The organism is Pseudomonas sp. JZ134, from assembly GCF_051027695.1.
Classification (GTDB): Bacteria; Pseudomonadota; Gammaproteobacteria; order Pseudomonadales; family Pseudomonadaceae; genus Chryseomonas; species Chryseomonas luteola.
Window position 1 is genome coordinate 3,985,585 of sequence record NZ_CP069250.1, and the last position, 23,405, is coordinate 4,008,989.

The 23,405-nt window shown below is 58.9% G+C and carries 23 protein-coding genes and 3 pseudogenes; 13 read left to right on the top strand and 13 right to left on the bottom strand.

All coding sequences use genetic code 11. The features are described 5' to 3' along the window. The first annotated feature begins 6 nt into the window (after positions 1 to 6). From dapF to JQR86_RS18590, 4 genes are read left to right on the top strand one after another with little or no spacing between them, the layout of a single operon-like run. The gene (dapF, locus tag JQR86_RS18575) at positions 7 to 837 is read left to right on the top strand and encodes a diaminopimelate epimerase (RefSeq protein ID WP_010796520.1); all 831 of its coding nucleotides are present in this window, start codon (positions 7 to 9) and stop codon (positions 835 to 837) included. After that, positions 834 to 1,523 (top strand): DUF484 family protein, encoded by a 690-nt coding sequence (locus JQR86_RS18580; protein ID WP_074821270.1) that lies wholly within the window; start codon positions 834 to 836, stop codon positions 1,521 to 1,523. The genes dapF and JQR86_RS18580 overlap by 4 nt, the downstream gene beginning before the upstream one ends. Before the next feature lies 1 nt (position 1,524). Continuing rightward, positions 1,525 to 2,418 carry a tyrosine recombinase XerC gene (gene xerC, locus JQR86_RS18585; protein WP_010796518.1) on the top strand — a complete coding sequence of 298 codons (894 nt, stop codon included), beginning with the start codon at positions 1,525 to 1,527 and terminating at the stop codon, positions 2,416 to 2,418. Further along, positions 2,415 to 3,110: an HAD family hydrolase gene (locus JQR86_RS18590; protein WP_434154042.1), complete on the top strand. Its 696-nt coding sequence runs from the start codon at positions 2,415 to 2,417 to the stop codon at positions 3,108 to 3,110. The genes xerC and JQR86_RS18590 overlap by 4 nt, the downstream gene beginning before the upstream one ends. A gap of 13 nt (positions 3,111 to 3,123) precedes the next feature. On the opposite strand, the gene cysE is transcribed toward JQR86_RS18590, so the two are convergent. The 5 genes from cysE to glnK all read right to left on the bottom strand — a co-directional run bounded on the left by cysE (position 3,124) and on the right by glnK (position 6,758). Next, positions 3,124 to 3,918, bottom strand: a complete 795-nt coding sequence (cysE, locus tag JQR86_RS18595) for a serine O-acetyltransferase (protein ID WP_434154043.1) — start codon at positions 3,916 to 3,918, stop codon at positions 3,124 to 3,126. A gap of 96 nt (positions 3,919 to 4,014) precedes the next feature. Then, a complete protein-coding gene (gene sutA, locus JQR86_RS18600) occupies positions 4,015 to 4,344 on the bottom strand; it encodes a transcriptional regulator SutA (protein ID WP_010796514.1) in 330 nt (109 codons plus the stop codon). Positions 4,345 to 4,412: 68 nt separating this feature from the next. Beyond that, entirely contained in the window at positions 4,413 to 4,838 is a 426-nt protein-coding gene (locus tag JQR86_RS18605) for a secondary thiamine-phosphate synthase enzyme YjbQ (RefSeq protein ID WP_010796513.1), read from the bottom strand. A 201-nt stretch (positions 4,839 to 5,039) separates the two neighbouring features. Next, the gene (locus JQR86_RS18610) at positions 5,040 to 6,377 is read right to left on the bottom strand and encodes an ammonium transporter (RefSeq protein ID WP_010796512.1); all 1,338 of its coding nucleotides are present in this window, start codon (positions 6,375 to 6,377) and stop codon (positions 5,040 to 5,042) included. 42 nt (positions 6,378 to 6,419) lie between these two features. After that, positions 6,420 to 6,758, bottom strand: a complete 339-nt coding sequence (gene glnK, locus JQR86_RS18615) for a P-II family nitrogen regulator (RefSeq protein ID WP_003096476.1) — start codon at positions 6,756 to 6,758, stop codon at positions 6,420 to 6,422. A gap of 395 nt (positions 6,759 to 7,153) precedes the next feature. On the opposite strand from glnK, the pseudogene JQR86_RS18620 reads away from it, so the two are divergent. From JQR86_RS18620 to JQR86_RS18630, 3 genes and pseudogenes are all read left to right on the top strand, one after another. Beyond that, a pseudogene (locus tag JQR86_RS18620) lies at positions 7,154 to 7,399 on the top strand (accessory factor UbiK family protein); the annotation flags it as partial. A 129-nt stretch (positions 7,400 to 7,528) separates the two neighbouring features. After that, positions 7,529 to 9,034, top strand: a complete 1,506-nt coding sequence (locus tag JQR86_RS18625) for a YifB family Mg chelatase-like AAA ATPase (protein ID WP_434154044.1) — start codon at positions 7,529 to 7,531, stop codon at positions 9,032 to 9,034. A gap of 110 nt (positions 9,035 to 9,144) precedes the next feature. Beyond that, positions 9,145 to 11,133, top strand: coding sequence for a BCCT family transporter (locus tag JQR86_RS18630; RefSeq protein WP_074821251.1), 1,989 nt, complete (start codon positions 9,145 to 9,147; stop codon positions 11,131 to 11,133). A gap of 62 nt (positions 11,134 to 11,195) precedes the next feature. Here JQR86_RS18630 and JQR86_RS18635 read toward each other — a convergent pair whose 3' ends face one another. The 3 genes and pseudogenes from JQR86_RS18635 to JQR86_RS18645 all read right to left on the bottom strand — a co-directional run bounded on the left by JQR86_RS18635 (position 11,196) and on the right by JQR86_RS18645 (position 14,277). Continuing rightward, a complete protein-coding gene (locus tag JQR86_RS18635) occupies positions 11,196 to 12,056 on the bottom strand; it encodes a methyl-accepting chemotaxis protein (protein ID WP_372238896.1) in 861 nt (286 codons plus the stop codon). 42 nt (positions 12,057 to 12,098) lie between these two features. Then, positions 12,099 to 13,166, bottom strand: a pseudogene (locus tag JQR86_RS18640) (Cache 3/Cache 2 fusion domain-containing protein); the annotation flags it as partial. A gap of 184 nt (positions 13,167 to 13,350) precedes the next feature. After that, positions 13,351 to 14,277 (bottom strand): LysR substrate-binding domain-containing protein, encoded by a 927-nt coding sequence (locus JQR86_RS18645; protein ID WP_434154045.1) that lies wholly within the window; start codon positions 14,275 to 14,277, stop codon positions 13,351 to 13,353. 125 nt (positions 14,278 to 14,402) lie between these two features. Here JQR86_RS18645 and JQR86_RS18650 point away from each other — a divergent pair, with 125 nt between their 5' ends. Then, positions 14,403 to 15,800, top strand: coding sequence for a NorM family multidrug efflux MATE transporter (locus JQR86_RS18650; protein ID WP_434135333.1), 1,398 nt, complete (start codon positions 14,403 to 14,405; stop codon positions 15,798 to 15,800). A 53-nt stretch (positions 15,801 to 15,853) separates the two neighbouring features. On the opposite strand, the gene JQR86_RS18655 is transcribed toward JQR86_RS18650, so the two are convergent. Continuing rightward, entirely contained in the window at positions 15,854 to 16,291 is a 438-nt protein-coding gene (locus JQR86_RS18655) for a YqaA family protein (RefSeq protein ID WP_434135332.1), read from the bottom strand. A 234-nt stretch (positions 16,292 to 16,525) separates the two neighbouring features. On the opposite strand from JQR86_RS18655, the gene JQR86_RS18660 reads away from it, so the two are divergent. From JQR86_RS18660 to JQR86_RS18670, 3 genes are all read left to right on the top strand, one after another. After that, the gene (locus JQR86_RS18660) at positions 16,526 to 18,283 is read left to right on the top strand and encodes a copper resistance system multicopper oxidase (RefSeq protein WP_434135331.1); all 1,758 of its coding nucleotides are present in this window, start codon (positions 16,526 to 16,528) and stop codon (positions 18,281 to 18,283) included. Between the two features lie 67 nt (positions 18,284 to 18,350). Next, complete coding sequence (locus JQR86_RS18665; RefSeq protein WP_434136288.1) at positions 18,351 to 19,265, top strand: copper resistance protein B; 915 nt, start codon at positions 18,351 to 18,353, stop codon at positions 19,263 to 19,265. Positions 19,266 to 19,268: 3 nt separating this feature from the next. Beyond that, entirely contained in the window at positions 19,269 to 19,940 is a 672-nt protein-coding gene (locus JQR86_RS18670; protein ID WP_434135330.1) for a c-type cytochrome, read from the top strand. A gap of 233 nt (positions 19,941 to 20,173) precedes the next feature. Here the strand turns inward: JQR86_RS18670 and JQR86_RS18675 are convergent. The 4 genes and pseudogenes from JQR86_RS18675 to JQR86_RS18690 form a co-directional block, all read right to left on the bottom strand. Next, a pseudogene (locus tag JQR86_RS18675) lies at positions 20,174 to 20,323 on the bottom strand (general stress protein); the annotation flags it as partial. 116 nt (positions 20,324 to 20,439) lie between these two features. Next, a complete protein-coding gene (locus tag JQR86_RS18680) occupies positions 20,440 to 20,610 on the bottom strand; it encodes a general stress protein (RefSeq protein WP_010796500.1) in 171 nt (56 codons plus the stop codon). Between the two features lie 91 nt (positions 20,611 to 20,701). After that, the gene (locus tag JQR86_RS18685) at positions 20,702 to 20,872 is read right to left on the bottom strand and encodes a general stress protein (protein ID WP_010796500.1); all 171 of its coding nucleotides are present in this window, start codon (positions 20,870 to 20,872) and stop codon (positions 20,702 to 20,704) included. 61 nt (positions 20,873 to 20,933) lie between these two features. Beyond that, positions 20,934 to 21,101, bottom strand: a complete 168-nt coding sequence (locus tag JQR86_RS18690; protein WP_073450083.1) for a general stress protein — start codon at positions 21,099 to 21,101, stop codon at positions 20,934 to 20,936. 643 nt (positions 21,102 to 21,744) lie between these two features. Here JQR86_RS18690 and JQR86_RS18695 point away from each other — a divergent pair. Together JQR86_RS18695 and JQR86_RS18700 are read left to right on the top strand one after the other, a co-directional pair. After that, the gene (locus tag JQR86_RS18695) at positions 21,745 to 22,305 is read left to right on the top strand and encodes a histidine phosphatase family protein (protein ID WP_010796498.1); all 561 of its coding nucleotides are present in this window, start codon (positions 21,745 to 21,747) and stop codon (positions 22,303 to 22,305) included. A 156-nt stretch (positions 22,306 to 22,461) separates the two neighbouring features. Continuing rightward, positions 22,462 to 23,337 carry a CAP domain-containing protein gene (locus tag JQR86_RS18700; RefSeq protein ID WP_037030654.1) on the top strand — a complete coding sequence of 292 codons (876 nt, stop codon included), beginning with the start codon at positions 22,462 to 22,464 and terminating at the stop codon, positions 23,335 to 23,337. Positions 23,338 to 23,405 lie beyond the last annotated feature (68 nt).

Here is a 23,405-nt window from a genome sequence, read left to right on the forward strand (position 1 = left end):
CCTCTCATGCTATTGCGGTTTACCAAGATGCACGGGCTTGGCAATGATTTCATGGTCCTTGACCTGATCAGCCAGCACGCGCATATCCAGCCCAAGCACGCCCGCCAGTGGGGCGATCGGCACACGGGGGTCGGCTTCGATCAGCTCCTGATCGTCGAAACGCCAAGCAACCCGGATGTCGATTTCCGCTATCGGATTTTCAATTCCGACGGCTCAGAGGTCGAGCAGTGCGGCAATGGTGCGCGCTGCTTTGCCCGCTTTGTCTTCGACAAGCGTCTGACGGTCAAGAAAGTTATCAAGGTCGAGACCAAAGGCGGCATCATCGAGCTGCGGCTGCGTAACGACAATCAGGTGACGGTCGACATGGGGGCGCCGCGCCTTGAGCCCAGGCAGATTCCATTCGAGGCCGACGCCGAGGCGATCAGCTACCCGGTACAGGTCGAGGGTCGTACCGTCGAACTTGCAGCGGTGTCCATGGGCAACCCCCACGGCGTCCTGCGGGTCGACAATGTCGATACCGCGCCAGTGCATGAACTCGGCCCCAAACTTGAACATCATCCCCGTTTTCCGAACCGGGCCAATATTGGCTTTCTCCAGGTCATCGATGAACACCGGGCGCGCCTGCGCGTCTGGGAGCGCGGTGCCGGTGAAACCCAGGCCTGCGGGACCGGCGCCTGTGCAGCCGTGGTTGCGGGTATTCGCCAGGGCTGGCTAAATTCGCCTGTACAGATCGAGCTGCCCGGCGGCCTGCTCGATATCGAATGGGCCGGCCCCGGCAAGCCGGTGCTCATGACAGGACCCGCCGTCCGTGTATACGAAGGCCAGGTACGTTTATGACAGACCAAACGCCCCCGCTCGATGCCGATCAGGTTGCGGCCTGGCTGGAACAGCATCCGGACTTCTTTGCAGACCGCGAGGACCTGCTGGCCGAGATGCGCATTCCGCACCAGCGCGGCACGGCGGTCTCCCTTGTGGAGCGCCAGCTGGGTCTGCTGCGCGACCGCAACGTCGAGATGCGTCATCGGCTGGCGCATCTGATGGATGTGGCCCGCGATAACGACCGCTTGTTCGATAAAACCCGCCGTCTCGTGCTTGATCTCATGGATGCCAATACATTGGAAGATGTGATCAGCACAGTCGAAGACAGCTTGCGCCATGAGTTCAAGGTGCCTTACGTCGGGCTGATTCTGTTTCACGAATCGCCCTTGCCGGTAGGCCGCAGCGTAACCAGCGCCGAGGCGCACCAGTGTATTGGTGGACTGCTGTCGGGCGGCAAGGCGGTCAGCGGGGCGTTGCGCTCACATGAACTGAAATTCCTGTTTGGCGAAGCCGCGCAGGACGAGGTTGGATCGGCCGCGGTTGCACCCTTGATTCACCAAGGCATGCATGGCGTACTTGCCATTGGAAGTCCTGATCCACAGCATTACAAGAGTTCACTAGGCACGGTGTTTCTAACCCATGTTGCCGAAGTGTTATCTCGCGCCCTGCTGCGCTTTCCCACTCCTCTTCGCTCGGTACGCTGACATGGAAGAACGCCTCGACGCTTACTGCCAACACCTACGCAGCGAGCGTCAGGTGTCGGTCCATACTCTCGATGGTTACCGCCGTGACCTGCTGAAACTCCTGGCCTTCTGCCGCGAAGAACAGCTCACCGACTGGAGCAGCCTCGATGCGCGTCGGCTGCGCGCCCTGATCGTTCAGCTGCACCGCAAGGGACAGTCCAGCCGCAGCCTTTCTCGTCTGCTCTCAGCTATCCGGGGCTTTTATCAGTACCTCATTCGCGAGGGGATCTGCCAGCATGATCCCGCCAATGGTGTCAGTGCACCCAAAGGCCAGAAACAGCTACCCAAGAACCTCGACGTGGACCGCACCACACAGCTCCTGGATGGCGCTGTAGAGGATGACTTCATTGCCCTGCGCGACCAGGCGATGCTTGAACTCTTCTACTCCTCTGGTCTGCGCCTGTCCGAGCTGGTCGGGCTGGATATTGTCGATCTGGACCTTAAGGATGGCCTGATCAGCGTTCGCGGCAAAGGCAACAAGCGGCGTATCGTCCCGGTGGGCAGCAAGGCGCGAGAGGCTATGGAACGCTGGCTGCCGCAACGTGCCCTGGCCGCCCAGGATGATGCCGTGTTCATCGGTCAGAGCGGCCGACGCCTCACGCCAAGAGCGATTCAGCTGCGCGTCCGTGAAGCGGGCGTACGCGAACTGGGCCAGCACCTGCACCCGCACATGCTGCGCCATAGTTTTGCCAGTCATATGCTGGAAACTTCCCGTGACCTGCGCGCCGTACAGGAGCTGCTGGGCCACGCGGACATCGCCACAACCCAGATCTATACCCATCTGGATTTCCAGCATCTGGCACAGGTCTATGATGATGCCCATCCACGTGCCAAGCGAAAAACAGAATCCACATGACTATCCGCCTGATTACCTTCGATCTCGATGACACCCTCTGGGATATAGCCCCGGTCATCCACAGCGCCGAAGATGCGCTTCGTACCTGGATGGAAACCGAGGCATCACGGCTGGGACCGGTCCCGGTTGAGCACCTGTGGCAGATCAGGGATCGGCTCCTGGAGCGCGACCCCGGCCTCCGGCACCGCGTCAGCGAACTGCGCCGCCGCGTCATTCATGGGGCCTTGCAGGATGCCGGTTACGAAGAACCTGAGGCCGGGCAGCTGGCCGAAGCCGGTTTCGCCATCTACCTGGCTGCTCGTCAGCAGGTCACCCTGTACGAGGACGTGCACGAGACGCTGGAACAGCTATCGCTGCGCTATGACCTGGGCGTACTGACCAATGGCAATGCCGATGTTCACGAGATCGGCCTGGCTGACTATTTCCGTTTTGCCCTATGCGCAGAAGAGCTGGGTATCGGCAAGCCCGACCCGCATCCCTTCAACGAAGCGCTACGCAGGGCAGGCGTGACCGCCGATGCGGCGGTGCACGTAGGCGATAACCCTGTCGATGACATCCAGGGCGCTCAGCAGGCCGGGCTACGGGCCATCTGGTTCAACCCTATAGGCAAGCCCTGGTCCGGTGAAAATGCGCCGGATGCCGAGATCCGCAGCCTCAACGAGCTCCCCGTGGTATTGGAGCGCTGGAGCTAACCGACACGGTGGATCAGTCCTGATCGAACGACTGATCCATCACCAGTGCCGGTTGTTCGTGGCGTGGCGTGCCAACCGGTCGGGCCGGGTTGCCGACCACGGTGGTATGCGGTGCGACCGGCTTGAGCACGATGCTGCCCGCCCCAACTTTGGCTCCTTCGCCAATTTCGATGTTGCCCAGAATCTTCGCGCCGGCGCCGATCATCACGCCGCGTCGCACCTTGGGATGCCGGTCACCACACTCCTTGCCCGTCCCGCCCAGGGTGACTGCCTGCAGAATGGACACGTCATCCTCGACCACCGCCGTCTCGCCAATTACGATACCCGTACCATGGTCGAGCATGATGCCCTGCCCAATGCGGCTGGCCGGATGGATGTCTACAGCCAGCATCTCGTTACAGCGAGCCTGGATATAAAGCGGCAGCATGCGGTTCCCGTCGAGCCAGAGCCGGTGTCCGAGGCGGTAGGCCTGGATCGCCAGGAAGCCCTTGGAAAACAGGAAAACCTCCAACGGGGTATCGAAGGCAGGATCGCGTGTGACAGTAGCCTCAAGGTCAGCCCAGGCGCTCTCGATCAGCGCAGGATGCTCCTGCTGCACGCTCACGAAACGCGCGTGCAGCGTGTGCCGCTGCACCGCATCGACGGTAAGCGTTCGGCTCAGACGAAACGCCAGGGCATTCCCCAGCTCTTTCTGCTCCAGAATGGATTCGGTCAGCCAGGGCTCCAGGGCGCGCTCCTGGACAATGGCACTGGAGGCAAGGTCACGCAGGCTCTGCCAGCGCGCCTGAAGGGTTAGGGTTGAGGTCATCGGTATGAAGTCTTCCTGCAGATGGACTGCACAGGATAATGTCCACGCCAGAATCCGCCACCCATAAAAAACCCGCCATACAGGCGGGTTTTAAAATCATATCGGGCGGCTGCCGTACTTGCTGTCAGGCTTTTTAGGCGGGTCAGCAACAACATTCGCGTCGATCTCCTGCACTTTACCGCCACGGGCCAGAAACTCTTCCATGGCCTTGGCGAGCGCATCACGCTCCTTCTGCTTGGCCTCGATGGAGGGCAACTCCTCGGGCTCGGCTTCTTTTTTCTTCTTCCCTTTGCCTGCAGCGGGTTCTTCCGCCTCGGCACTGTCGTCGACTTCTACATCGGGCTCGTCTGCAGCCGCAGCAAAGTCCTCGGTATCGTCATCATCAGTGGACTCGATATCGTCCTGTTCCAGCTCTTCATCACTCATAAAAAACCCTCGAAAACCAGGTTAGTTATTGACCAGCCGCGAGTTTGACGTGGCTGCTCAAGAAAAATTCATGCTGGCATACCCTGCAAGGTAGCCATTATCCGACGAGCGCCGCCATGGTCGCGGTGCTCACCCAGGTAAATCCCCTGCCACGTCCCTAGCGCCAGCCTTCCGGCCTGCACAGGTATGGTCAGGCTGCAGCCCAGAAGGCTGCTCTTGAAGTGTGCCGGTAGATCGTCCGGCCCTTCGTAATCGTGTTCGTACCCTGGCACGTTCTGCGGCACAAGCTGGTTGAAGAACCGCTCGAAATCGCGACGCACCGCACTGTCGGCATTTTCATTGATCGTCAATGAAGCCGACGTGTGCTGCAGCCACAGGTTGAGCAGCCCGATCTGACAGCTTTTCAGTTCGGGCAAAGCCGATTCCACCTCATCCGTGATGAGATGGAATCCACGGCTTCGGGCGCGCAGCGTGATCTGTCGCTGATGCCACATGGCGGACTCCTAGGCTTGCTGGGCGCGCATTCTAGCGCGGCTTTCGAAAAAACAAAGAGGCTCTTTAAAGCTGACGTTCAGACCGGGGCTGCGAGCGGGTGTTCCGGGCAATAACGCACGAAAAATGACTTTCTTTCGTGCATACGAAAAGAGCGCCCGAAGGCGCCCTTTTTTGACCGACAAACGGTAGCTGGCTCGCTATTACATATTGTAACCACGCTCATTGTGCAGCGTCAGGTCCAGACCCACGGTCTCTTCCTCATCGCTGACACGCAGGCCCATGACCATGTCGATCACCTTCAGGATGACAAAGGTCAGGATGCCGGTATACACCAGTGTGAACAGCACGCCCTTGAGCTGAATCCACAGCTGGCCGCCGATATCGGTCACGGTGCCGAAGCCGCCCAGAGCCGGTGCTGCGAAGATACCGGTCAGCAGCGCGCCCACGATACCGCCGACGCCATGCACACCAAAGGCGTCCAGGGAATCGTCATACCCAATTTTGCGCTTGAGGCTGGTAGCACAGAAGAAACAGATCACACCCGCGACCGCACCGATGATCAGCGCACCCATCGGGCCGACTGTACCGGCAGCCGGAGTAATGGCCACCAGACCGGCAACCACACCCGAGGCGATCCCCAGGGCGCTGGGCTTACCGTGGGTGATCCATTCAGCAAACATCCAGGCCAGAGCTGCCGAGGCGGTTGCGATCTGGGTAACCAGCATCGCCATGCCGGCAGTGCCGTTTGCCGCAACGGCGGAGCCTGCGTTGAAACCGAACCAGCCCACCCACAGCATGGCAGCGCCGACCAGGGTATACCCAAGGTTGTGCGGTGCCATCGGGGTGGTCGGGTAGCCCTTGCGCTTGCCCAGCACCAGGGCAGCCACGAGACCAGCAATACCGGCATTGATGTGAACCACGGTGCCGCCAGCAAAATCCAGCACGCCCCAATCCCACATCAGGCCACCGTCACCGCTCCATACCATGTGGGCGATCGGTGCATAGACCAGGGTGAACCACACACCGGTAAAGACCAGCATGGCCGAGAACTTCATGCGCTCGGCGAACGCACCCACGATCAGCGCCGGGGTGATGATCGCAAAGGTCATCTGAAAGGTGACGAAAATGCTTTCAGGGAACAGCGCAGCCGCACCTGTCAGCCCATCATGGGTAATGGAACTCAGGAAGGCCTTGCCGAAACCGCCGATAAAGGAATTGAAATTGGTTACGCCTTTTTCCATGCCTGTGGTATCAAAGGCAAGGCTATAACCGTAGATCATCCAGAGAATACTGATCAGGCCGGTAATGGCGAAACACTGCATCATTACCGACAGGATGTTCTTGGCACGAACCATGCCGCCATAAAACAGCGCCAGGCCCGGAATGGTCATGAAAAGCACGAGTGCTGTAGACACCAGCATCCATGCCGTATCGCCGCTATTTAACGTCGGCTCCGCCGCTGCTTCCTGAGCCATGGCAAGGCTCGGCATAGCGAGGGACAAAAGGGCTCCTAGCCCTGCGTACTTGCGCAGAGTCATGATGTTCTCCTGGGGCTTTGGGGGTATGGAGTACGGTGTTTTTTAAATAGCGTCGGTATCGGTTTCGCCGGTCCGGATGCGGATGGCTTGTTCCAGATTTACAACGAAAATCTTGCCGTCACCGATCTTGCCAGTGTTGGCTGCCTTGGTAATGGCCTCGATGACACGGTCGAGCTGGTCATCGGCAATGGCGACGTCGATCTTCACCTTGGGCAGGAAATCGACAACGTACTCGGCGCCACGGTATAGCTCCGTGTGCCCCTTCTGGCGACCGAAACCCTTGACCTCGGTGACGGTAATGCCTTGAACGCCGATCTCGGACAACGACTCGCGGACGTCGTCGAGCTTGAACGGCTTGATGATGGCGGTGACTAGTTTCATGAACTTCTCCCGAAAAGTGGACTTGCCCCAGGAACGAACCCCGTCTCAAGTCTAAGCGCAGTCTGTGGCTTTGTAACGTCGCCCCGCTCTAAAACGGTTCGCCGCCACCCTCGCCCGCCTACGAAGCAATCACCGCTTCGCTTCCGCATCCCTGGTGCGTGATACCTCTGTCATAACGGCTAAAGCAGAAACCTTGCCATTTCGTGCAAAGCCGCATGGCGCAACGCCTCTATGCGCTTCGGTTGGATAAGATAGTGTCCATTTCACAGCAGATCGCACCATCCTGGCGCACAGTGCCCGGAAGAGGTGCCCAAAAAATGTGCAGATGCCCGGCATCCTGGCGCTGGAAAGGAGCGTGATACACTGGTCCAAACACTTTTTAATGGATGAAGCGTATGTTCCCACCCAAAGCGCTACTCGACTCCCTGACCCAACAAGCCAGCCGCCTGTTCGGAGAAGGCTCGCCCCGTGCCGATATCGAAAACCAGTTCAAGGCTCTGATGCAGAGCGGATTCAGCAAGCTCGATCTGGTTAGCCGTGAAGAATTCGACACCCAGATGCTGGTCCTTGAACGCACCCGCGCTCGCCTTGAGGCCTTGGAAGCTCGCCTGGCCGAATTGGAAGGCCAGGGCAAAGAGCCTGTTGCTGCCGCCCAGCCTGCACAGGACATACCGACATCAGCCAAAATGGCTTTCCAGAACAACAAAACGGAACCCACCCCGCCGACCGCCGAATAACCCGGCCGGCGGGACACTGATCAAGGAGTGATCATGTCCCTCGCCATCGTTTGTAGCCGCGCCCAGGTGGGCGTGGAAGCCCCCTGTGTCACTGTAGAAGCGCATCTGGCCAACGGTCTGCCCGCATTGACCCTGGTCGGCCTGCCGGAAACCGCCGTCAAGGAGAGTAAGGATCGCGTGCGTAGCGCCATCCTCAATTCAGGCTTCGACTTTCCGGCACGCCGCATCACCCTAAACCTTGCTCCTGCCGACCTGCCCAAGGATGGTGGCCGCTTCGATCTGGCCATTGCCCTTGGCATTCTGGCGGCCAGTGCGCAGTTACCCGCGGATGCCCTGGCCGATATCGAATGCCTGGGTGAGCTGGCGCTCTCTGGTGCACTGCGCCCCGTCCAGGGCGTATTACCCGCAGCGCTTGCCGCACGAGAGGCCGGGCGTACACTGATTGTGCCCCATGAAAACGCCGAGGAAGCCAGCCTGGCTGGCGGGCTTAAAGTCATCGCGGCGGGCCATCTGCTGGAGATCGCAGCGCACTTTACCGGGCAGACGCCCCTTACGCCGTACGAGGCCCAGGGGCTGAGACGGCAGGAGCAACCCTACCCCGACCTTGTTGACGTGCAGGGCCAAGTGGCTGCCAAACGCGCCCTGGTGGTTGCAGCGGCAGGCTCGCACAACCTCTTGCTGGCAGGCCCGCCCGGGACCGGAAAAACCCTGCTGGCCAGCCGCCTGCCCGGCCTGCTGCCGCCCCTGAATGAATTCGAAGCCCTGGAAGTGGCTGCGATTCATTCGGTCGCCAGCCACACGCCCATGGCTCACTGGCCGCAGCGGCCATTCCGGCAGCCGCATCACTCGGCCTCGGGCCCCGCCCTGGTGGGTGGCGGTAGTCGCCCTCGCCCGGGCGAGATCACTCTGGCGCATCAAGGCGTGCTGTTTCTGGACGAGCTGCCCGAATTTGACCGTAAGGTGCTGGAAGTCCTGCGCGAGCCGCTGGAAAGTGGCGAGATCGTGATTTCCCGTGCCCGGGACCGTGTCCGCTTTCCGGCCCGCTTCCAACTGGTCGCCGCCATGAACCCCTGCCCATGCGGCTATCTGGGTGATCCGGCCGGCCGCTGCCGTTGCTCGCCCGATCAGGTACAACGTTATCGTGGTAAGCTTTCCGGTCCACTGCTGGACCGGATCGACATGCATATCACTGTCGCCCGGGAAAGTGTGCGTCTGGGCGGCCCTGACACCAAGAGCGATTCCGGCCGCCTTACAACGCAACAGGCTGCCGAACAGGTCGCCGCCGCCCGTGAGCGGCAACTGGCTCGCCAAGGGGTGGCGAATGCCTTTCTGGATTTGCGTGCCTTGCACCAACACTGTGCATTGACGGTAGACGACCAGCGGTGGATCGAGAGCGCAGGTGAACGGCTGGGGCTGTCCCTGCGCGCCCTGCACCGAGTGATCAAGGTGGCACGTACGTTAGCCGATCTTGCAGCAGAGCCGCAGATTTTGCGGTCTCATCTGGCTGAAGCATTGCAGTACAGACCCGCGAGTGCCTGAGGTGACCTGAGCGACAACCACCTCGTGTTTCAATGCCGACCCTCGGAGCGGGTCGGCTAGGCACTCCTTTGCAGCCACCTTGGCGCCGACAGAAAAGGAGAAAGTGCCTGATGGCCACCGAAAGCCAATCACCACCTACCCGTACCCTCAATCCCCCGGTTTTCTGGGGCTCGACCTTGCTTATCCTTATCCTGGTCATCTATGCCAGTGCCTTTCACGAGAGCGCGCAAAGCGTCTTTGGTCTCATTCAGTCCTGGATTATTACGAACGTCAGCTGGTTCTACATTCTGGCGGTGGCGCTGATCCTCTTGACCGTAGTCTTTCTGGGCGTCAGCCGTTATGGCGACATCAAGCTCGGCCCGGACCACAGCGAGCCGGACTACAGCAGCACGACCTGGTTTGCCATGCTGTTTTCGGCGGGCATGGGGATCGGCCTGATGTTCTTTGGCGTGGCCGAGCCGGTCATGCACTTCCTGTCGCCGCCCACTGGCCAGTCTGGCACAGTGGACGCCGCCCGTGAGGCGTTGATCATCACCTTCTTCCACTGGGGCCTGCATGCCTGGGCTATCTACGCCATCGTGGCGCTGATCCTCGCGTACTTCAGCTTCCGTCACGGGCTGCCGCTAACGCTGCGCTCAGCGTTGTATCCCCTGATTGGTGAACGTATCTACGGGCCAATCGGCCATGCGGTGGATATTTTCGCCATCCTGGGTACCGTTCTAGGGGTGGCAACATCCCTGGGCTTTGGCGTCGCGCAGATCAATACCGGTCTCAACTACCTGTTCGGTCTGGAAGTGTCGGTGCCGGTGCAGATCGGCCTGATCATTGCGACTACGGCCCTGGCGACCCTATCGGTGGTTACCGGCCTGGACAAAGGGGTTCGTCGCCTGTCGGAGCTGAACCTGGGACTGGCCGTGCTGCTGCTCCTGATGGTGCTGGTCCTGGGGCCCACCGTGTTCATTCTGCAAACCTTTGTGCAGAATACCGGTGGCTACCTGACCGAGATTGTCAGCCGTACCTTTAACCTCTATGCCTATAAGCCCAACGACTGGATCGGCGGCTGGACGCTGTTCTACTGGGGCTGGTGGCTGGCATGGTCGCCTTTCGTGGGTCTGTTCATTGCCCGCATCTCCCGCGGCCGCACGATCCGCGAGTTTGTCTCCGGGGTGCTGCTGGTACCGGCCGGCTTTACGCTGTTCTGGATGACCGTATTTGGTGATACCGCCATTCACATGATCTCCTGGCAGGGCATTACGTCACTAGGCGATGCCGTGAACAAAGACAGCTCCCTGGCGCTGTTTGCCTTCCTCGAGCATTTCCCCTTTGCGTCGGCTATTTCCATGGTAGCCATCATCATGGTTGTGGTGTTCTTCGTAACATCGGCGGACTCCGGCGCGATGGTGGTCGACATGCTCGCCTCCGGCGGCATGGACAAGACGCCGGTCTGGCAACGAGTCTTCTGGGCGGCCTCCATGGGCATCGTGGCGATTGCGCTGCTCCTGGCCGATGGTCTCAAGGCCCTGCAAACGGCGACAATTGCCACGGCGCTGCCCTTTACCATCGCACTGCTCTGTTCGATGTGGGGCCTACTCAAGGCGCTCAAGCTCGATGCCACCAAGCGGGGTATCCGCTACCAGGCGCTGAATATCTCTCGCCCTGCGCCTCGTTCAGCCGGTGGCTGGCAGCGTCGCCTGCGTAATCTGGCCATGTTCCCGCGTCGTACCCACGTGGTGCGCTTCATCGGGGAGGTGGTTAAGCCTGCGTGTGAATCTGTTGCTGAAGAGCTGCGTAAGCAGAGCTATCTTGTCAGCGTAAAAGATGGCGACGATGGCCGGGTACGTATTGAGGTCGGTCCTGAGGAGAACCCTGAGTTCGTGTATGAGGTTCGCCCGCGTGCGTATGCCATGCCGAGCTTTGTCATGGGGGACACACAGAGCGACCAGAACGAGCGCGAGGATCGCAAATACTTCCGCGCCGATGTGCACCTGAAGGAAGGCGGTCAGGATTATGACGTGATGGGCTGGAGCCGGGACGACGTGATTGGCGACATCCTGGATCAGTACGAGCGGCACATGCACTTCCTGCATATCGTTCGCTGATCGTTACCCCTAAAAAAGCCGGTGCCTCTGCACCGGCTTTTTTGTGCCTGCTACCGCATCGATCAGCTGAAGCGATTTACCTCATGGCTCAGCTCTTCCGCCAGACGCTTGAGCTCATAGGCCGTGCTGGCCAGCTCTTCCGCCGCTTCACGCTGGGAGGCGTTATCGACGGCAATGGTCTGGATGTTGCGGCTCAGGGCAGTCGCTGTGCTGCTCTGCTCCTGGGTGGCCTGGGCAATGCTGGTGAACTGCTCCACAGCTTGGTCGATCTGCGCTTCAATACGCTGCAGGGCCTGGGCAACGTCACCGTTAAGCGACAGACCTTGCTGCATCAGGCGGTTGCCTTCATCGATAGAGCTCATGGCGCGGTTGGTTTCTTCCTGCACCGAACCGATCATCTCGGAGATTTCACGCGTTGCCTGACTGGTACGGCCGGCCAGGCTGCGAACCTCGTCGGCTACCACGGCAAAACCACGGCCCTGCTCACCCGCTCGCGCAGCCTCGATGGCGGCGTTGAGCGCCAGCAGGTTGGTCTGCTCGGCGATGCCACTGATCACGCTGATGATCCCACCAATCTGCTGGGAACGCTCGCCCAGGTTATTGACCACGGTAGCTGTCGTGCCCAGCGATTGAGCGATCTGCTCCAGCGCTTTTGAGGCAGCACGCATGGAAGCCGTACCGTTACGGGTTTCGGCGGCATTTTCGTTGGTCAGCTGCTCGGTCTTGCGCATGCTGTCGGCAATGTTCTGCGCGGTAGCGCTGAACTCTTCCACGGCGCTCGCCATGCTGTCGATCTGTGAAGACTGCTCGGCCGAACGGCGCTGGGTGGCACCGGACAGGGTGCTCAGTTGATCGGAGCGAGTAGTCACATCGTGGGATGAATGACGTACGCGATCTACCGTGTTCGACAGAGCTTCAGCCATCTGGTTGAAGCTGTGGGAAAGCTGGCCGATTTCATCGTGGCTTTCGACCTTCAGACGAACGCTCAGTTGGCCTTCGCCCAGAGCCTGGGCCTGTTTGACGAGGTGCCCCAGTGGTTTCAGCTTGTGGCGCAGCATCAGTACAGAAGCCAGGATAGCGAGAACCAGTGCCAGTACACTACCAAACGCCAGTTTAAGGCCTACGTTCCAGAGCAATTCCTGTTCTTCAGCGACAGGTACCGTTGCGACCACTTTCCAGTTATCACCCGGTACGGGGACGACAACACTTTGGAATGCTTGCTTGTCATCTTCCCAGTCGATGAAATCATCTTTCTTGGCCATGCCGATGGCAGCCAGCGCCGCATCAGGCGCTGCAGTACCGGCAGGAGCGATCAGCCATTTGTTCTGCTCATCCAGAATGGCCAGAGAACCTTCGCGACCAATCCGGAACGCCGCCAGGCTATCGAATTGCTTTTTCTGAGCCTCGGTATAATCAAAACCGACATAAAGCACAGCAATAAGCTCACCCGAAGCATCACGCACCGGTGTGTATTGGTTCATATAGTTACGGCCAAACAATACGGCGCGTCCTACATATTGCTGGCCATTTAGCAGCTTTTCATAAGCCGGATGCTTATGGTCTAGCTGCGTACCAATAGCACGTGAGCCATCTTCTTTTTTAACTGACGTAGTTACACGGATGAATTCATTGCCATCGCGAACAAAAACAGTAGCGGCGCCGCCCGTCAGCGTGGTGAATTCATCAACCAGGGTAAAGTCGCCGTTCAAGCGGGCGCCTTGTAGATGAAGCACAGGCGTCGAGGCACTGCCAACAGTAACCCGCTCGTTAGTGTCACGTGTAAGACCTGCGCCGAAACGCCGCTCAAACAGTCCAGCCAGACGCTGCGTGCTGATTTTCAGCGTATCGTGAAAGGTGTTGAGCTGATTGGCCAGCAGCTGACCTTCGCCCATTAGGTGATGATGGTGACTTTCCTCAGTGGAAACACTCAGGGAGCGCAACGCAAACAATCCACTTCCTGTGATAACCACAACCAATATGACCGTCAGAGCAAGCGCAAGCTGCCCGGCGATACCGAAACGACGTCCCGACATGGGGGTATTCTCCTCAAGAACACCAGCATTCCCCGACTGGCATTCGCGTTAGGTTGGCTTTGACGACCTGAGATGCTGTACACGCAAGGCCCTCTTCGGGGCGAATCTTCTAAGTCGGTCGTTTGATTATCGGCGGGTTGTGAGACAACTTGACCCATCAGCACGATGGGCGTCGGGATGTTCCTTATGAGTGGTAGGTCACATTAGGTAAGGTCATGGCGTTGACCTCAGCCAGAAGAAAATCCCTCAGTAGAGAGAAACGCTTCGGGTTGCGTCGAGCCTTGGGCCATACCAGGTAATACGCCTCACCACTCGCCACCGCTGTAGGCCAGGGGAGCGCCGTCCGCCCAAGCTGAAGATCCTCCGAGACCATTACCAGGTCTCCAATGGATACCCCATACCCGCGGGCAGCGGCCGCCATTCCAAGCTCTAACGTATCGAATACCTGTCCGCCTCTGATCGGTATGTCGTCCGACAGCGCCATAGCTTGAAGCCAGCGACGCCAATCGCGACGATCGGGCGTGGGATGCAGCAGCTCGGTCTCCCGCAACCGCTGTACATCCCAGGGACCCTCCGCTGCGGCTTCAGGCGAGCAAACTGGAATCAGCCATTCCTGAAACAACAAGGCGCTTTCCCACTCTTCCGGGAAACGACCGTGGCTCAGCAGCACCGCACAATCGAAGGGTTCGTGGATGAAGTCGACATGATCACTGTCCATCCAGGCACTGGTCAGCTGCACTTCGATCCCCTCATTCGCCTGCCGAAAGCGGGACAGCCGCGCCAGCAACCAGCGTAGGGACAACGTGGAGGGCGCCTTGAGCCGGAGCGCACCTTCGTCCACCGACAACACGGAGCACGCCCGGCCCAATGCCTCGAAACCTTCGCTGATGCCCGGCAGCAACAGCTTGGCTGGCTCCGTAAGGATCAGCTGACGTCCCGAGCGCTCGAACAGTCGACACCCAAAATGGGCCTCCAGGGTGCGGATATGTCGGCTCACGGCGCTCTGGGTCAGTGAAAGCTCCTGCGCGGCACGCGTGAAAGACGAATGCCGGGCCGCCGACTCAAAGGCGCGCAAGGCATAAAGCGGAGGAAGACGAGTCGACTCAGACATGATTAAAACTCATGGCAGGCAGGTTTATTTTCGGTTTGTGGGCCAGCCCAAGTGTACCCACAATCACCCTGCCTTTCTGCCTGTCTGGCAGACGTCTTCTCTGCCTTTGTGAGTTTGACTCATTCATGACCCTGCTACGTACCGAATTGTCCGCGCTGGCTCGTCTGGCCGTTCCACTGATTACCGCCCAGCTGGCCTACGTGGCCATGGTCTTTACCGACACGGTCATGATGGGCCGCATCGGCCCCGAGGCGCTGGCCAGTGGAGGACTAGGGGCCGCCACTTATTCCTTCGTGACGGTGGTTTGCGTGGGGATCATCGCCGCGGTCGGTAATCTGGTGGCAATCCGGCACGGTCAAGACGATACCGAGGGCGTAACGGATGTCGCCTGCGCGGGCGTCTGGATCGCCCTGGGCCTTGCATTGATTGCCGGGCTTATCCTCTGGAGTCTGGAACCGGCGCTGCTGGCCCTGGGGCAGGCCCCTGCAACAACAGGCGAAGCCATGGGCTTTATCCACACCGTAAGCTTTGCCCTGCCCGGCTATCTGGTGTTCATGTCCCTCCGCGGCTTTACCAGCGGTATCGGTCGCCCTGGGCCAGTGATGTCGATTGCCATTGGTGGCGCACTGGCTAATCTGGTGCTCAACCTGGCCTTTATCGAAGGCTGGATGGGTCTGCCGTTTCTTGGTTTGAAGGGTATCGGCCTGATCACAGCGCTGGTCATGACGGCCATGGCACTAGCCATGGCACTGACCATCGGGGCACGCAGCGCCTATGTAGCCTACCCGATCGCGCGAAAACTGCTCAGCCTCAACCGGGGCGCTATCAGCGAAACCCTGCGCCTGGGCCTGCCCATCGGCGGCACCTATGCTGTCGAGACCGCGCTGTTTGCCGCCGCTGCCCTGTGCATGGGCGCGCTGGGAAGCACTCAGCTCGCCGCGCACCAGATCGCCAATCAGCTGGTGTACGTTGCCTTTATGATTCCGGTGGGGTTGGCCTATGCCTCCAGCCTGCGGGTCGGGCTGCACTTTGGTGCGGGCCGGTTTGCAGAATCACGTCTGGCTGGCCGTATCGGCATTACCGTTGGCGCCACCTGCATGCTGGCCGTCGCCATTGCATTCTGGCTCATGCCGGAGACCCTGGTGGGTCTGTTCATTGATCGGGACGACCCTGCCGGCCGCACCGTTATGGCATTGGCCGTAAGCCTGCTGGCGATCGCCGCCTGGTTTGAGTTCTTCGATGGTATCCAGGGCATCGCCTCGGGCGCGCTGCGGGGTATCCGGCAGGCTCGCCAAGCCATGCTGATCGGCCTGGTTTGCTACTGCTGTGTGGGAATTGTCTCAGCCTGGCTCTTAGGGCTGGTATTAAGCTTTGATGCCCGTGGCGTCTGGTGGGGAATGGCTCTGGGTCTGGCCTGCGCAGCGGTTGCGCTCACCTGGGCCTTCGAGCGGCATATGCGGGGTCTGCTCTGCCATGAGAACGTCGAATCGCCTGCGGGAAAACAATGGGCTACCCAGAGTTAAGCGCGCTTTTCGAGGATTGCCAGTGATGGCAGCCGCGGTGACACGCGGTCCGCTCAGTACCAGCCAAGGACTAGGGCCGAGACGGCCAGATAACGCGCCGTCTTGGCGAAGCCGACGAGCAGGATAAAGACGGGCAGCGGTTCGCGCATAACGCCTGCTACCAGCGTCAGCGGATCGCCAATGACCGGTACCCAGCTCAGTAGCAGCGACCAGCGTCCATAACGGCGATACCCCCGTTGCGCGCGCTTGAGTTGACGGGGCGAAACAGGGAACCAGCGGCGGCCCCGAAAGTGCTCGATTGAGCGCCCTAGAAACCAGTTCACCACCGAGCCCAGCGTATTGCCCAGAATCGCCGCTAATAGCAACAGGGGCATGGAATAACTCCCCTGCAACAATAACGCGGCCAAGGCAGCTTCGGACTGGGCTGGTAACAAAGTAGCAGCGGCCAGGGCAACCAGAAACAACCCGACATATACCGTCAGCTCAGCCATGCGCTCTGCCTGTTTCCACCATCTCCTGGCTCCGCTACTGTCATCCCCTCAGGCTATCGATACGGCATCGGCCAGAGGGCGGCTAAATATTTCCGGATGTTACGGAGCGCTCAGCCGTATCGGCAGTCTATGCAACGTCCACAGGTAGCGGCGAAGCGGTTTATACGCCTCAGCCGAAACGGATTATGTGAAAAGAACAAGGCCCTCACGGCCCACCGACGGGATAACAACTGCATGGCACCCACTACATCGAGGCGTACGTTCGTAAAAGGCTTGGCAGCAGGCAGTCTGCTGAGCGGCCTAGGCCTCTGGCGAACCCCCGTCTGGGCATTGACCAGCCCCGGACAACCCACCGTGCTGTCCGGCACCGAATTCGATCTGGTCATTGGCGAAACGCCCGTCACCATCACCGGCGCCAAGCGCACCGCCCTGACCATCAACGGCAGCCTGCCCGGCCCGCTTCTGCGCTGGCGCGAAGGGGATACCGTTACGCTGCGCGTTCGCAACCAACTCGATGAGGCCACCTCGATCCACTGGCACGGCATCATCCTACCGGCCACGATGGATGGCGTACCCGGGCTGAGCTTTAGTGGCATCGCACCTGACGGTCTGTACGAGTACCGCTTCAAGGTCCAGCAGCACGGCACGTACTGGTATCACAGCCACTCGGGCTTTCAGGAGCAGCGGGGGGTCTATGGCCCGCTGATCATCGAGCCGCGTGAACCGGAGGCCTTTGCCTATGACCGTGATTATGTAGTGATGCTGACGGACTGGAGCGATGAGAAGCCCGAGCACATCCTCTCGACGCTCAAGAAGCAGGCCGATTACTACAACAACAACCAGCGCACCGTGGTCGACTTCGTCAAGGATGTGAGCGAGAACGGCTGGTCCGCTACTGTAGCGGACCGCACTATGTGGGCCAGAATGCGGATGACGCCTACCGATCTGGCTGATGTGACAGGCGCTACCTACACCTATCTCATGAACGGGGCAGCGCCTGACAGCAACTGGACCGGTATTTTCAAGCCTGGGGAAAAGATTCGGCTGCGCTTCATCAATGGGTCGGCCATGTCCTATTTCGATGTGCGCATTCCCGGTCTGAAGATGACAGTCGTGGCGGCAGATGGCCAACCCATCGAGCCGGTCAGCGTAGACGAATTCCGTATCGCGGTGGCGGAGACCTATGACGTCATTGTCGAGCCGTCCGACCAGCAGGCCTACACGATTTTCGCCCAGTCCCTGGACCGCACCGGTTATGCCCGCGGCACGCTGGCCCTTCGCGAAGGCCTTAACGCACCGGTACCAGACATGGACCCCCGCCCGCTGGTAAGCATGGCGGACATGGGGCACGGCGACCACAGCGCACCGTCGTCCCAGGGCCACGCAGGGATGGATCACGGCAGTCACGGCATGGATCACAGCGCCATGAACCATGGCACAACACACGGTGGGCATGACACCGGAGCCATGCAGACGCACCCGGCCAGCGAAGACGGCAATCCGCTGGTAGATATGCAGACCATGATGCCTGCCCCCAAACTGGACGACCCCGGTATGGGCCTGCGGAACAACGGCCGCCGTGTCCTCACCTATGCCGATCTCAAAAGTACCTTTTCCGACCCGGATGGCCGTGAGCCAACCCGCACCCTGGAGCTGCACCTGACGGGGCATATGGAGCGCTTTGCCTGGTCATTCGACGGGATGAAATTCTCGGATGCCGAGCCCATCAGGCTTACTTACGGCGAGCGGGTTCGTATCGTGTTGGTCAACGACACCATGATGATGCACCCCATCCACCTACACGGCATGTGGAGTGACCTGGAAGACGAACACGGCCGCTTCATGGTCCGCAAGCACACCATCGACATGCCGCCCGGCTCGAAGCGCAGCTACCGCGTGACCGCCGATGCGCTTGGCCGCTGGGCCTATCATTGCCACATGCTTTTCCACATGGAAACCGGCATGTTCCGCGAAGTTATTGTCGATGTTTAAGGAGAGGCCTGTGAGCACATTATCGACCCGCCTGCCGGCTTGTACGTTTGCGCTGGTATTGGGCAGCATCCCTGTAGCCCATGCGGCAGATCCGGCTTCTCAGGCTGGCGCCACGGGAAATCCGACCCAGGCGCAACACGCGCATGGTGGCATGGATCATGGGCAGATGGACCATAGCCGGATGTCGCACGGCTCCATGGACCCCCGCTCGATGAATCATGACAGCATGGCGCACGGCAGTTCTACTCCAGACAGCACGGCTACATCCCAGAGCCGTACACCCATCCCGCCTGTCACCGCGGCCATGCGCGAGGCGGCCTTTCCTCCTCTCGCCGGCCATGCCGTGCATGACAGCGCCATCCACAGCTACCTGCTCTTCGACCAATTGGAGTGGCAGGACGCCAAGGAGGGCAGCACGCTTAACTGGCAGGCCGAAGGTTGGATTGGTGGCGATGTAAACCGATTTAACTTCCGCTCAGAAGGCCAGCGTACCAACGGTCATACCGAAGAGGCCGAAATTCAGGCACTCTGGGGACATGCCATCACGCCCTGGTGGGAAACGGTGGCCGGTGTCCGGCAGGATTTCAAACCCGGTTCGCCTCAAACATGGGCAGCGTTTGGTATCCAGGGCGAAGCCATCAAGGATCTGGATCTGGAAATAACGGCCTTCCTTGGCGAAGGCAGCCAGACCGGTCTGCGCATAGAGGCCGAGTACGACATGATGCTGACCAACAATCTCATCTTGCAGCCGCATACTGAGCTCAACTTCTACGGCAAGAACGATGAGGCTCGTGGCACGGGGTCCGGTATTTCCGAAACCGAGTTCGGTCTGCGCTTGCGCTACGAAATCACCCCGCAGTTTGCGCCCTATGTTGGCGTGTCATGGAACAACACCCATGGTCAGACGGCATCCTATGCCCGAGAAGAAGGCGAAGACACTCACGATGCCCGGCTGGTAGCCGGTGTTCGTATGTGGTTCTAACCCATGACCTTCCTGAAGGCTGCCCTGCTGCTGACGCTTGCCGTTCTGGCGCTCATTGCAGTGGCAGTCTATTCAGGTGTGATCAACATAGGAGCGGATACGCCTCACGTAGAGCCGGTACACCGCTTGATCGTCATGTTGCGTGATCGCTCCATTGAAGTGCGATCCGAACGGATTACGGCCCCCAACCTGGAAAGCAAGGCACTGATTCGCAGCGGCGCGGGTAATTACGATGCGATGTGTGCCGCCTGCCATCTTGCACCCGGAATCAATGAGACGGAGCTGAGCAAAGGCCTTTATCCGCCTCCTCCCAACCTCAGCCAGCAGGGAATCACCGATCCGGCAGAGGCGTTCTGGATTATCAAGCATGGCGTCAAGGCCACCGGTATGCCGGCTTGGGGCAAAAGCATGAGCGACGACTATATCTGGGGACTTGTCGCGTTCCTGCAAAAACTGCCAACCTTGGATGCCCAGCAGTACCATGTATTAGTAGCTTCCAGCGAAGGGCATTCTCACAGTGGTGGACAACTGGATCATCATGCACATGGAACCCTGAGCTATCCACAGGATGGGCGTGAAGCCCAGGAAAATCAGCCTGTGGAAAAGATTGCTCCATCCACTCACCAACCCCGAGTTATACACAAGCACGCTGATGGCGAAGACCATGTGCATTAAATAAAAGGTATGTGGATAACTCGAAACGGCTTAAATTCTGTTTAAAGCCTCTTGGTAACAGCGCCTTGAAAAACGGAGTGGTGTGAGCGAAAACAGGAGGCAGACGGTACGCCATACAGAGCTGCCGTACGGATGCTCATAACTGGCGGTATAAAGTAGAAACTGAATCCGGCCAAGAACAGGACGGATGAAGAAATGGGGCAATGGCTTGACGCCACTGCCCCTGATACTACTTAGCTACGGCCACCGCCGTGGCTATTCTGGCCACCTTTGCGGCCCGCTTCGGAAGCCTTTTCACGGTCATTGGCGAAGTTGCCGCCGCTGTTGTGACCGCCTTTACGACCTGCTTCAGATGCTTTCTCACGATCGTTTGCGAAATTGCCTGGGTTGTTATTTGCCATTATCTTTCTCCTCATATACGGATTGGGACTGGACTGAAATACAACGTGTCAGTTCAGCTAGGTGAGCGAAGCACAAGACTTCGCCTGTTTGGGGTCACTTAACTACGGCCGCCGCCGTGGCTATTCTGACCGCCTTTCTTACCTGCTTCGGATGCTTTCTCGCGATCATTGGCGAAGTTACCGCCGCTGTTCTGTCCGCCTTTCTTGCCGGCTTCGGACGCTTTTTCACGATCGTTTGCAAAGTTGCCTGGATTGCTATTCTGAGTCATGGTCTTGCTCCTCTTTCGGATTGGGACTGGACTGATAAACATCTCAGTTCAGAGTGGATGGAATCACATGCTCCATCCTCTTAGTGATCAATCAGCTACGGCCACCGCCATGGCTGTTCTGACCACCTTTCTTGCCTGCTTCGGAAGCCTTTTCACGATCATTGGCAAAGTTACCGCCACTGTTTTGGCCGCCTTTTTTACCGGCTTCAGACGCTTTCTCGCGATCGTTGGCAAAGTTGCCCGGATTGGAATTCTGAGTCATGGTCTTGCTCCTCGTTTCTTTCGGATTGGGACGGACTGTAAAAACCTGTTCGGCTCAGGAATTAGCTACGACCACCGCCGTGGCTGTTCTGACCACCTTTGCGGCCCGCTTCGGAAGCTTTTTCGCGGTCATTGGCGAAGTTACCGCCGCTGTTCTGACCACCTTTCTTTCCAGCTTCAGATGCTTTTTCACGATCGTTTGCAAAGTTGCCTGAGTTACTGTTTGCCATTGTCTTTCTCCTAATGGATTGGGACGTCATGCCTTGTGTTTTCGCTAACCGTTTTCCGTCAGCGTTCGTAATTTCTGAGGGTTGTTATTGAAGGGAGTTCCTGCTTTTTAACCGTCTCGATCAGGTGCAGACGAGCGGTACAGGAGCTGTTCAGCTACTACTCATAACAAGCGAAGCGGCTGATTTATAAGTGTTTTTAGGTTTCAGGTGACTGGCACCAAAATGAGGCAATACTCATCAAGGCGGCATCTAGTCTGCTTTATAGCGGAGCGGTAACCGTTTCGTTTTGGCGTCCATTAATATGTACTTTTACATGCAAATAGACATGTAGTTAGGCGTTAGGCCGGACTCGTTTGAAGCAGCGGAATATTTCAAAACTTTCCTGGAATCGATCGAACTTGCATGTCCATTCAAGAGCGAAATCAGTTCGAATTCGTAACCCAAGACATACTCAAACGCAATCCATCCTGACCGGTCAGAAAACTTTTGAGCATTCCGGTGCTGATGCTCAATTTCATGACTCGACGACACTCAGGTCAGCTATTTTTTATTCCCTACGGAATAAAACGCGAGCGCAGCCGTCATATCGCTTCACAGGTATCGCCTGCCTTTGAACGGACTCACCCGCGGGAGCGGAGACTTCATGCAAATCACCCTTGTACGCCATGGCAAACCCGATCACTCCGGCACGAAATGGCTGTCACCCCGAGAGATGATGGAGTGGGTCGAAGGCTACCAGAAGGCCGATGTACTCTGCCGTAAGCTTCCAGCCGATCTCGTCGAGCTGGCAAGCAGTGCCGGTGTGCTGGTCTGCAGTTCCTTGTCACGCTGCATGCAATCGCTCAATCATCTGGCCGGTGAGCGTCCTTATACGTGCGACAAAACCTTTGCTGAGGCACACCTGCCTGGGTTCGATCTCCCTTGGCCCAAACTCCCCGTAAAAATGTGGCGTTTGATGCTGCGGTCAGCCTGGTTTCTGGGCTTATCCACTCACACTGAGTCCATCTTTGCGTCCAACCGACGGGCCAAGCAGGCCGCCGACAAGCTGATCGCCCTCGCCCAGGAACATGGCTCGGTTCTGTTGATGGGCCATGGGATCATGAACGTACTGATCGCTCACCACCTGCGTAAACAGGGCTGGGCCGGACCGCTTCACTTGATCCTGAAGGACTTCTGGCACCCTACCGTTTACAGGAAGGCATGAGTCAATCCATGACACTCCAGTGATTGACTAAACGAAAATCGCTTTTTTCAGATGCCATACAGGCAAATTGACGTATCGTCATGCCTGCGCGGTGATGACTGTTCCAGCCTGGAGCAGCCACTGTTTCTATCGGTTGCCGTTCTGCCAATGACTATCATGCCTACTTCGTCCTGTTCCACGCTTCGTTTATCCACCGTGATGGGTGCCGCGCTGCTGGCAAACCTGTCCATGATGCCTTTTGCGCAGGCCAGCGACAGCAGTCAGCTCATCAGCCTGATCAACCAGTACCGTGCTGCGCCACAACGCTGTAACGGGCAGCGTACGGCTCCTGCTGGCCCACTGGCCGCCAACGAAAAACTGGCCCAGGTGCGTCTTTCACAGGGCATGCAGCTGCGTGAGGTCTTGCGCGGGGCGGGTTATCAGGCAGCCCAGGTGCAAGCCATGGCTATTTCGGCACCGGCCGGGGCGGAAGCTGCCATGCAGGTGTTGACCCAGAGTTATTGCAAGGCGCTCTTGGACTCACATTACGCCGAGGTTGGCGTCTCGCGTTCGGGTAATCGCTGGCAAATCGTCCTGGCCCAGCCGGTGTTGTCGGGCAATATCGGCGACTGGCAGTCTGCCGGTAAGGAAGTCCTCAGGCTGGTCAACGAGGCGCGCGCCAAGCCGCGCCGCTGCGGGAGTCAATCCTTCAAGAGTGCCAAGCCGCTCACCTGGGACGCTAAGCTGGCCAACGCCGCCCTCGCTCACAGCCGCGAGATGGCCTCGCTCGATTACTTCAGCCATGCCGGCAAGGATGGCAGTCAGGTGGACAAGCGCGCCCAGCAACAGGGTTATCAATGGCGACGGATAGGCGAGAACATTGCCGGTGGTCCCGGCTCACCCAAGCAGGTCGTCTCCGGCTGGCTGGCCAGCCCCGGCCATTGCAGCAACATCATGAACCCGGACTACACCCAGATGGGTACGGCTTATGCCGTCAATCCCAAGAGCAGCGAGGTTATCTACTGGACGCAGGTGTTTGGGACACCGCGTTGAGTAAAGGGCAGGGATGTGGGAGTGATGGGTATCGCGTTGTTCAACCCATCAACAAACGCTACGCCCTA

What these genes read in the sequence shown, in the direction of transcription:
- JQR86_RS18590 (WP_434154042.1), top strand. Translation starts at nt 2,415, where the DNA reads ATGACTATCCGCCTGATTACCTTCGATCTCGATGACACCCTCTGGGAT.
- xerC (WP_010796518.1), top strand. Translation starts at nt 1,525, where the DNA reads ATGGAAGAACGCCTCGACGCTTACTGCCAACACCTACGCAGCGAGCGT.
- JQR86_RS18625 (WP_434154044.1), top strand. Translation starts at nt 7,529, where the DNA reads ATGTCCCTCGCCATCGTTTGTAGCCGCGCCCAGGTGGGCGTGGAAGCC.
- JQR86_RS18685 (WP_010796500.1), bottom strand. Translation starts at nt 20,872, where the DNA reads ATGACTCAGAATTCCAATCCGGGCAACTTTGCCAACGATCGCGAGAAA.
- cysE (WP_434154043.1), bottom strand. Translation starts at nt 3,918, where the DNA reads ATGACCTCAACCCTAACCCTTCAGGCGCGCTGGCAGAGCCTGCGTGAC.
- JQR86_RS18630 (WP_074821251.1), top strand. Translation starts at nt 9,145, where the DNA reads ATGGCCACCGAAAGCCAATCACCACCTACCCGTACCCTCAATCCCCCG.
- JQR86_RS18670 (WP_434135330.1), top strand. Translation starts at nt 19,269, where the DNA reads ATGACCTTCCTGAAGGCTGCCCTGCTGCTGACGCTTGCCGTTCTGGCG.
- JQR86_RS18650 (WP_434135333.1), top strand. Translation starts at nt 14,403, where the DNA reads ATGACCCTGCTACGTACCGAATTGTCCGCGCTGGCTCGTCTGGCCGTT.
- JQR86_RS18700 (WP_037030654.1), top strand. Translation starts at nt 22,462, where the DNA reads ATGCCTACTTCGTCCTGTTCCACGCTTCGTTTATCCACCGTGATGGGT.
- dapF (WP_010796520.1), top strand. Translation starts at nt 7, where the DNA reads ATGCTATTGCGGTTTACCAAGATGCACGGGCTTGGCAATGATTTCATG.
- JQR86_RS18610 (WP_010796512.1), bottom strand. Translation starts at nt 6,377, where the DNA reads ATGACTCTGCGCAAGTACGCAGGGCTAGGAGCCCTTTTGTCCCTCGCT.
- JQR86_RS18695 (WP_010796498.1), top strand. Translation starts at nt 21,745, where the DNA reads ATGCAAATCACCCTTGTACGCCATGGCAAACCCGATCACTCCGGCACG.
- JQR86_RS18645 (WP_434154045.1), bottom strand. Translation starts at nt 14,277, where the DNA reads ATGTCTGAGTCGACTCGTCTTCCTCCGCTTTATGCCTTGCGCGCCTTT.
- JQR86_RS18655 (WP_434135332.1), bottom strand. Translation starts at nt 16,291, where the DNA reads ATGGCTGAGCTGACGGTATATGTCGGGTTGTTTCTGGTTGCCCTGGCC.
- JQR86_RS18680 (WP_010796500.1), bottom strand. Translation starts at nt 20,610, where the DNA reads ATGACTCAGAATAGCAATCCAGGCAACTTTGCAAACGATCGTGAAAAA.
- JQR86_RS18660 (WP_434135331.1), top strand. Translation starts at nt 16,526, where the DNA reads ATGGCACCCACTACATCGAGGCGTACGTTCGTAAAAGGCTTGGCAGCA.
- JQR86_RS18690 (WP_073450083.1), bottom strand. Translation starts at nt 21,101, where the DNA reads ATGGCAAACAGTAACTCAGGCAACTTTGCAAACGATCGTGAAAAAGCA.
- JQR86_RS18605 (WP_010796513.1), bottom strand. Translation starts at nt 4,838, where the DNA reads ATGTGGCATCAGCGACAGATCACGCTGCGCGCCCGAAGCCGTGGATTC.
- JQR86_RS18635 (WP_372238896.1), bottom strand. Translation starts at nt 12,056, where the DNA reads ATGGCTGAAGCTCTGTCGAACACGGTAGATCGCGTACGTCATTCATCC.
- sutA (WP_010796514.1), bottom strand. Translation starts at nt 4,344, where the DNA reads ATGAGTGATGAAGAGCTGGAACAGGACGATATCGAGTCCACTGATGAT.
- JQR86_RS18580 (WP_074821270.1), top strand. Translation starts at nt 834, where the DNA reads ATGACAGACCAAACGCCCCCGCTCGATGCCGATCAGGTTGCGGCCTGG.
- glnK (WP_003096476.1), bottom strand. Translation starts at nt 6,758, where the DNA reads ATGAAACTAGTCACCGCCATCATCAAGCCGTTCAAGCTCGACGACGTC.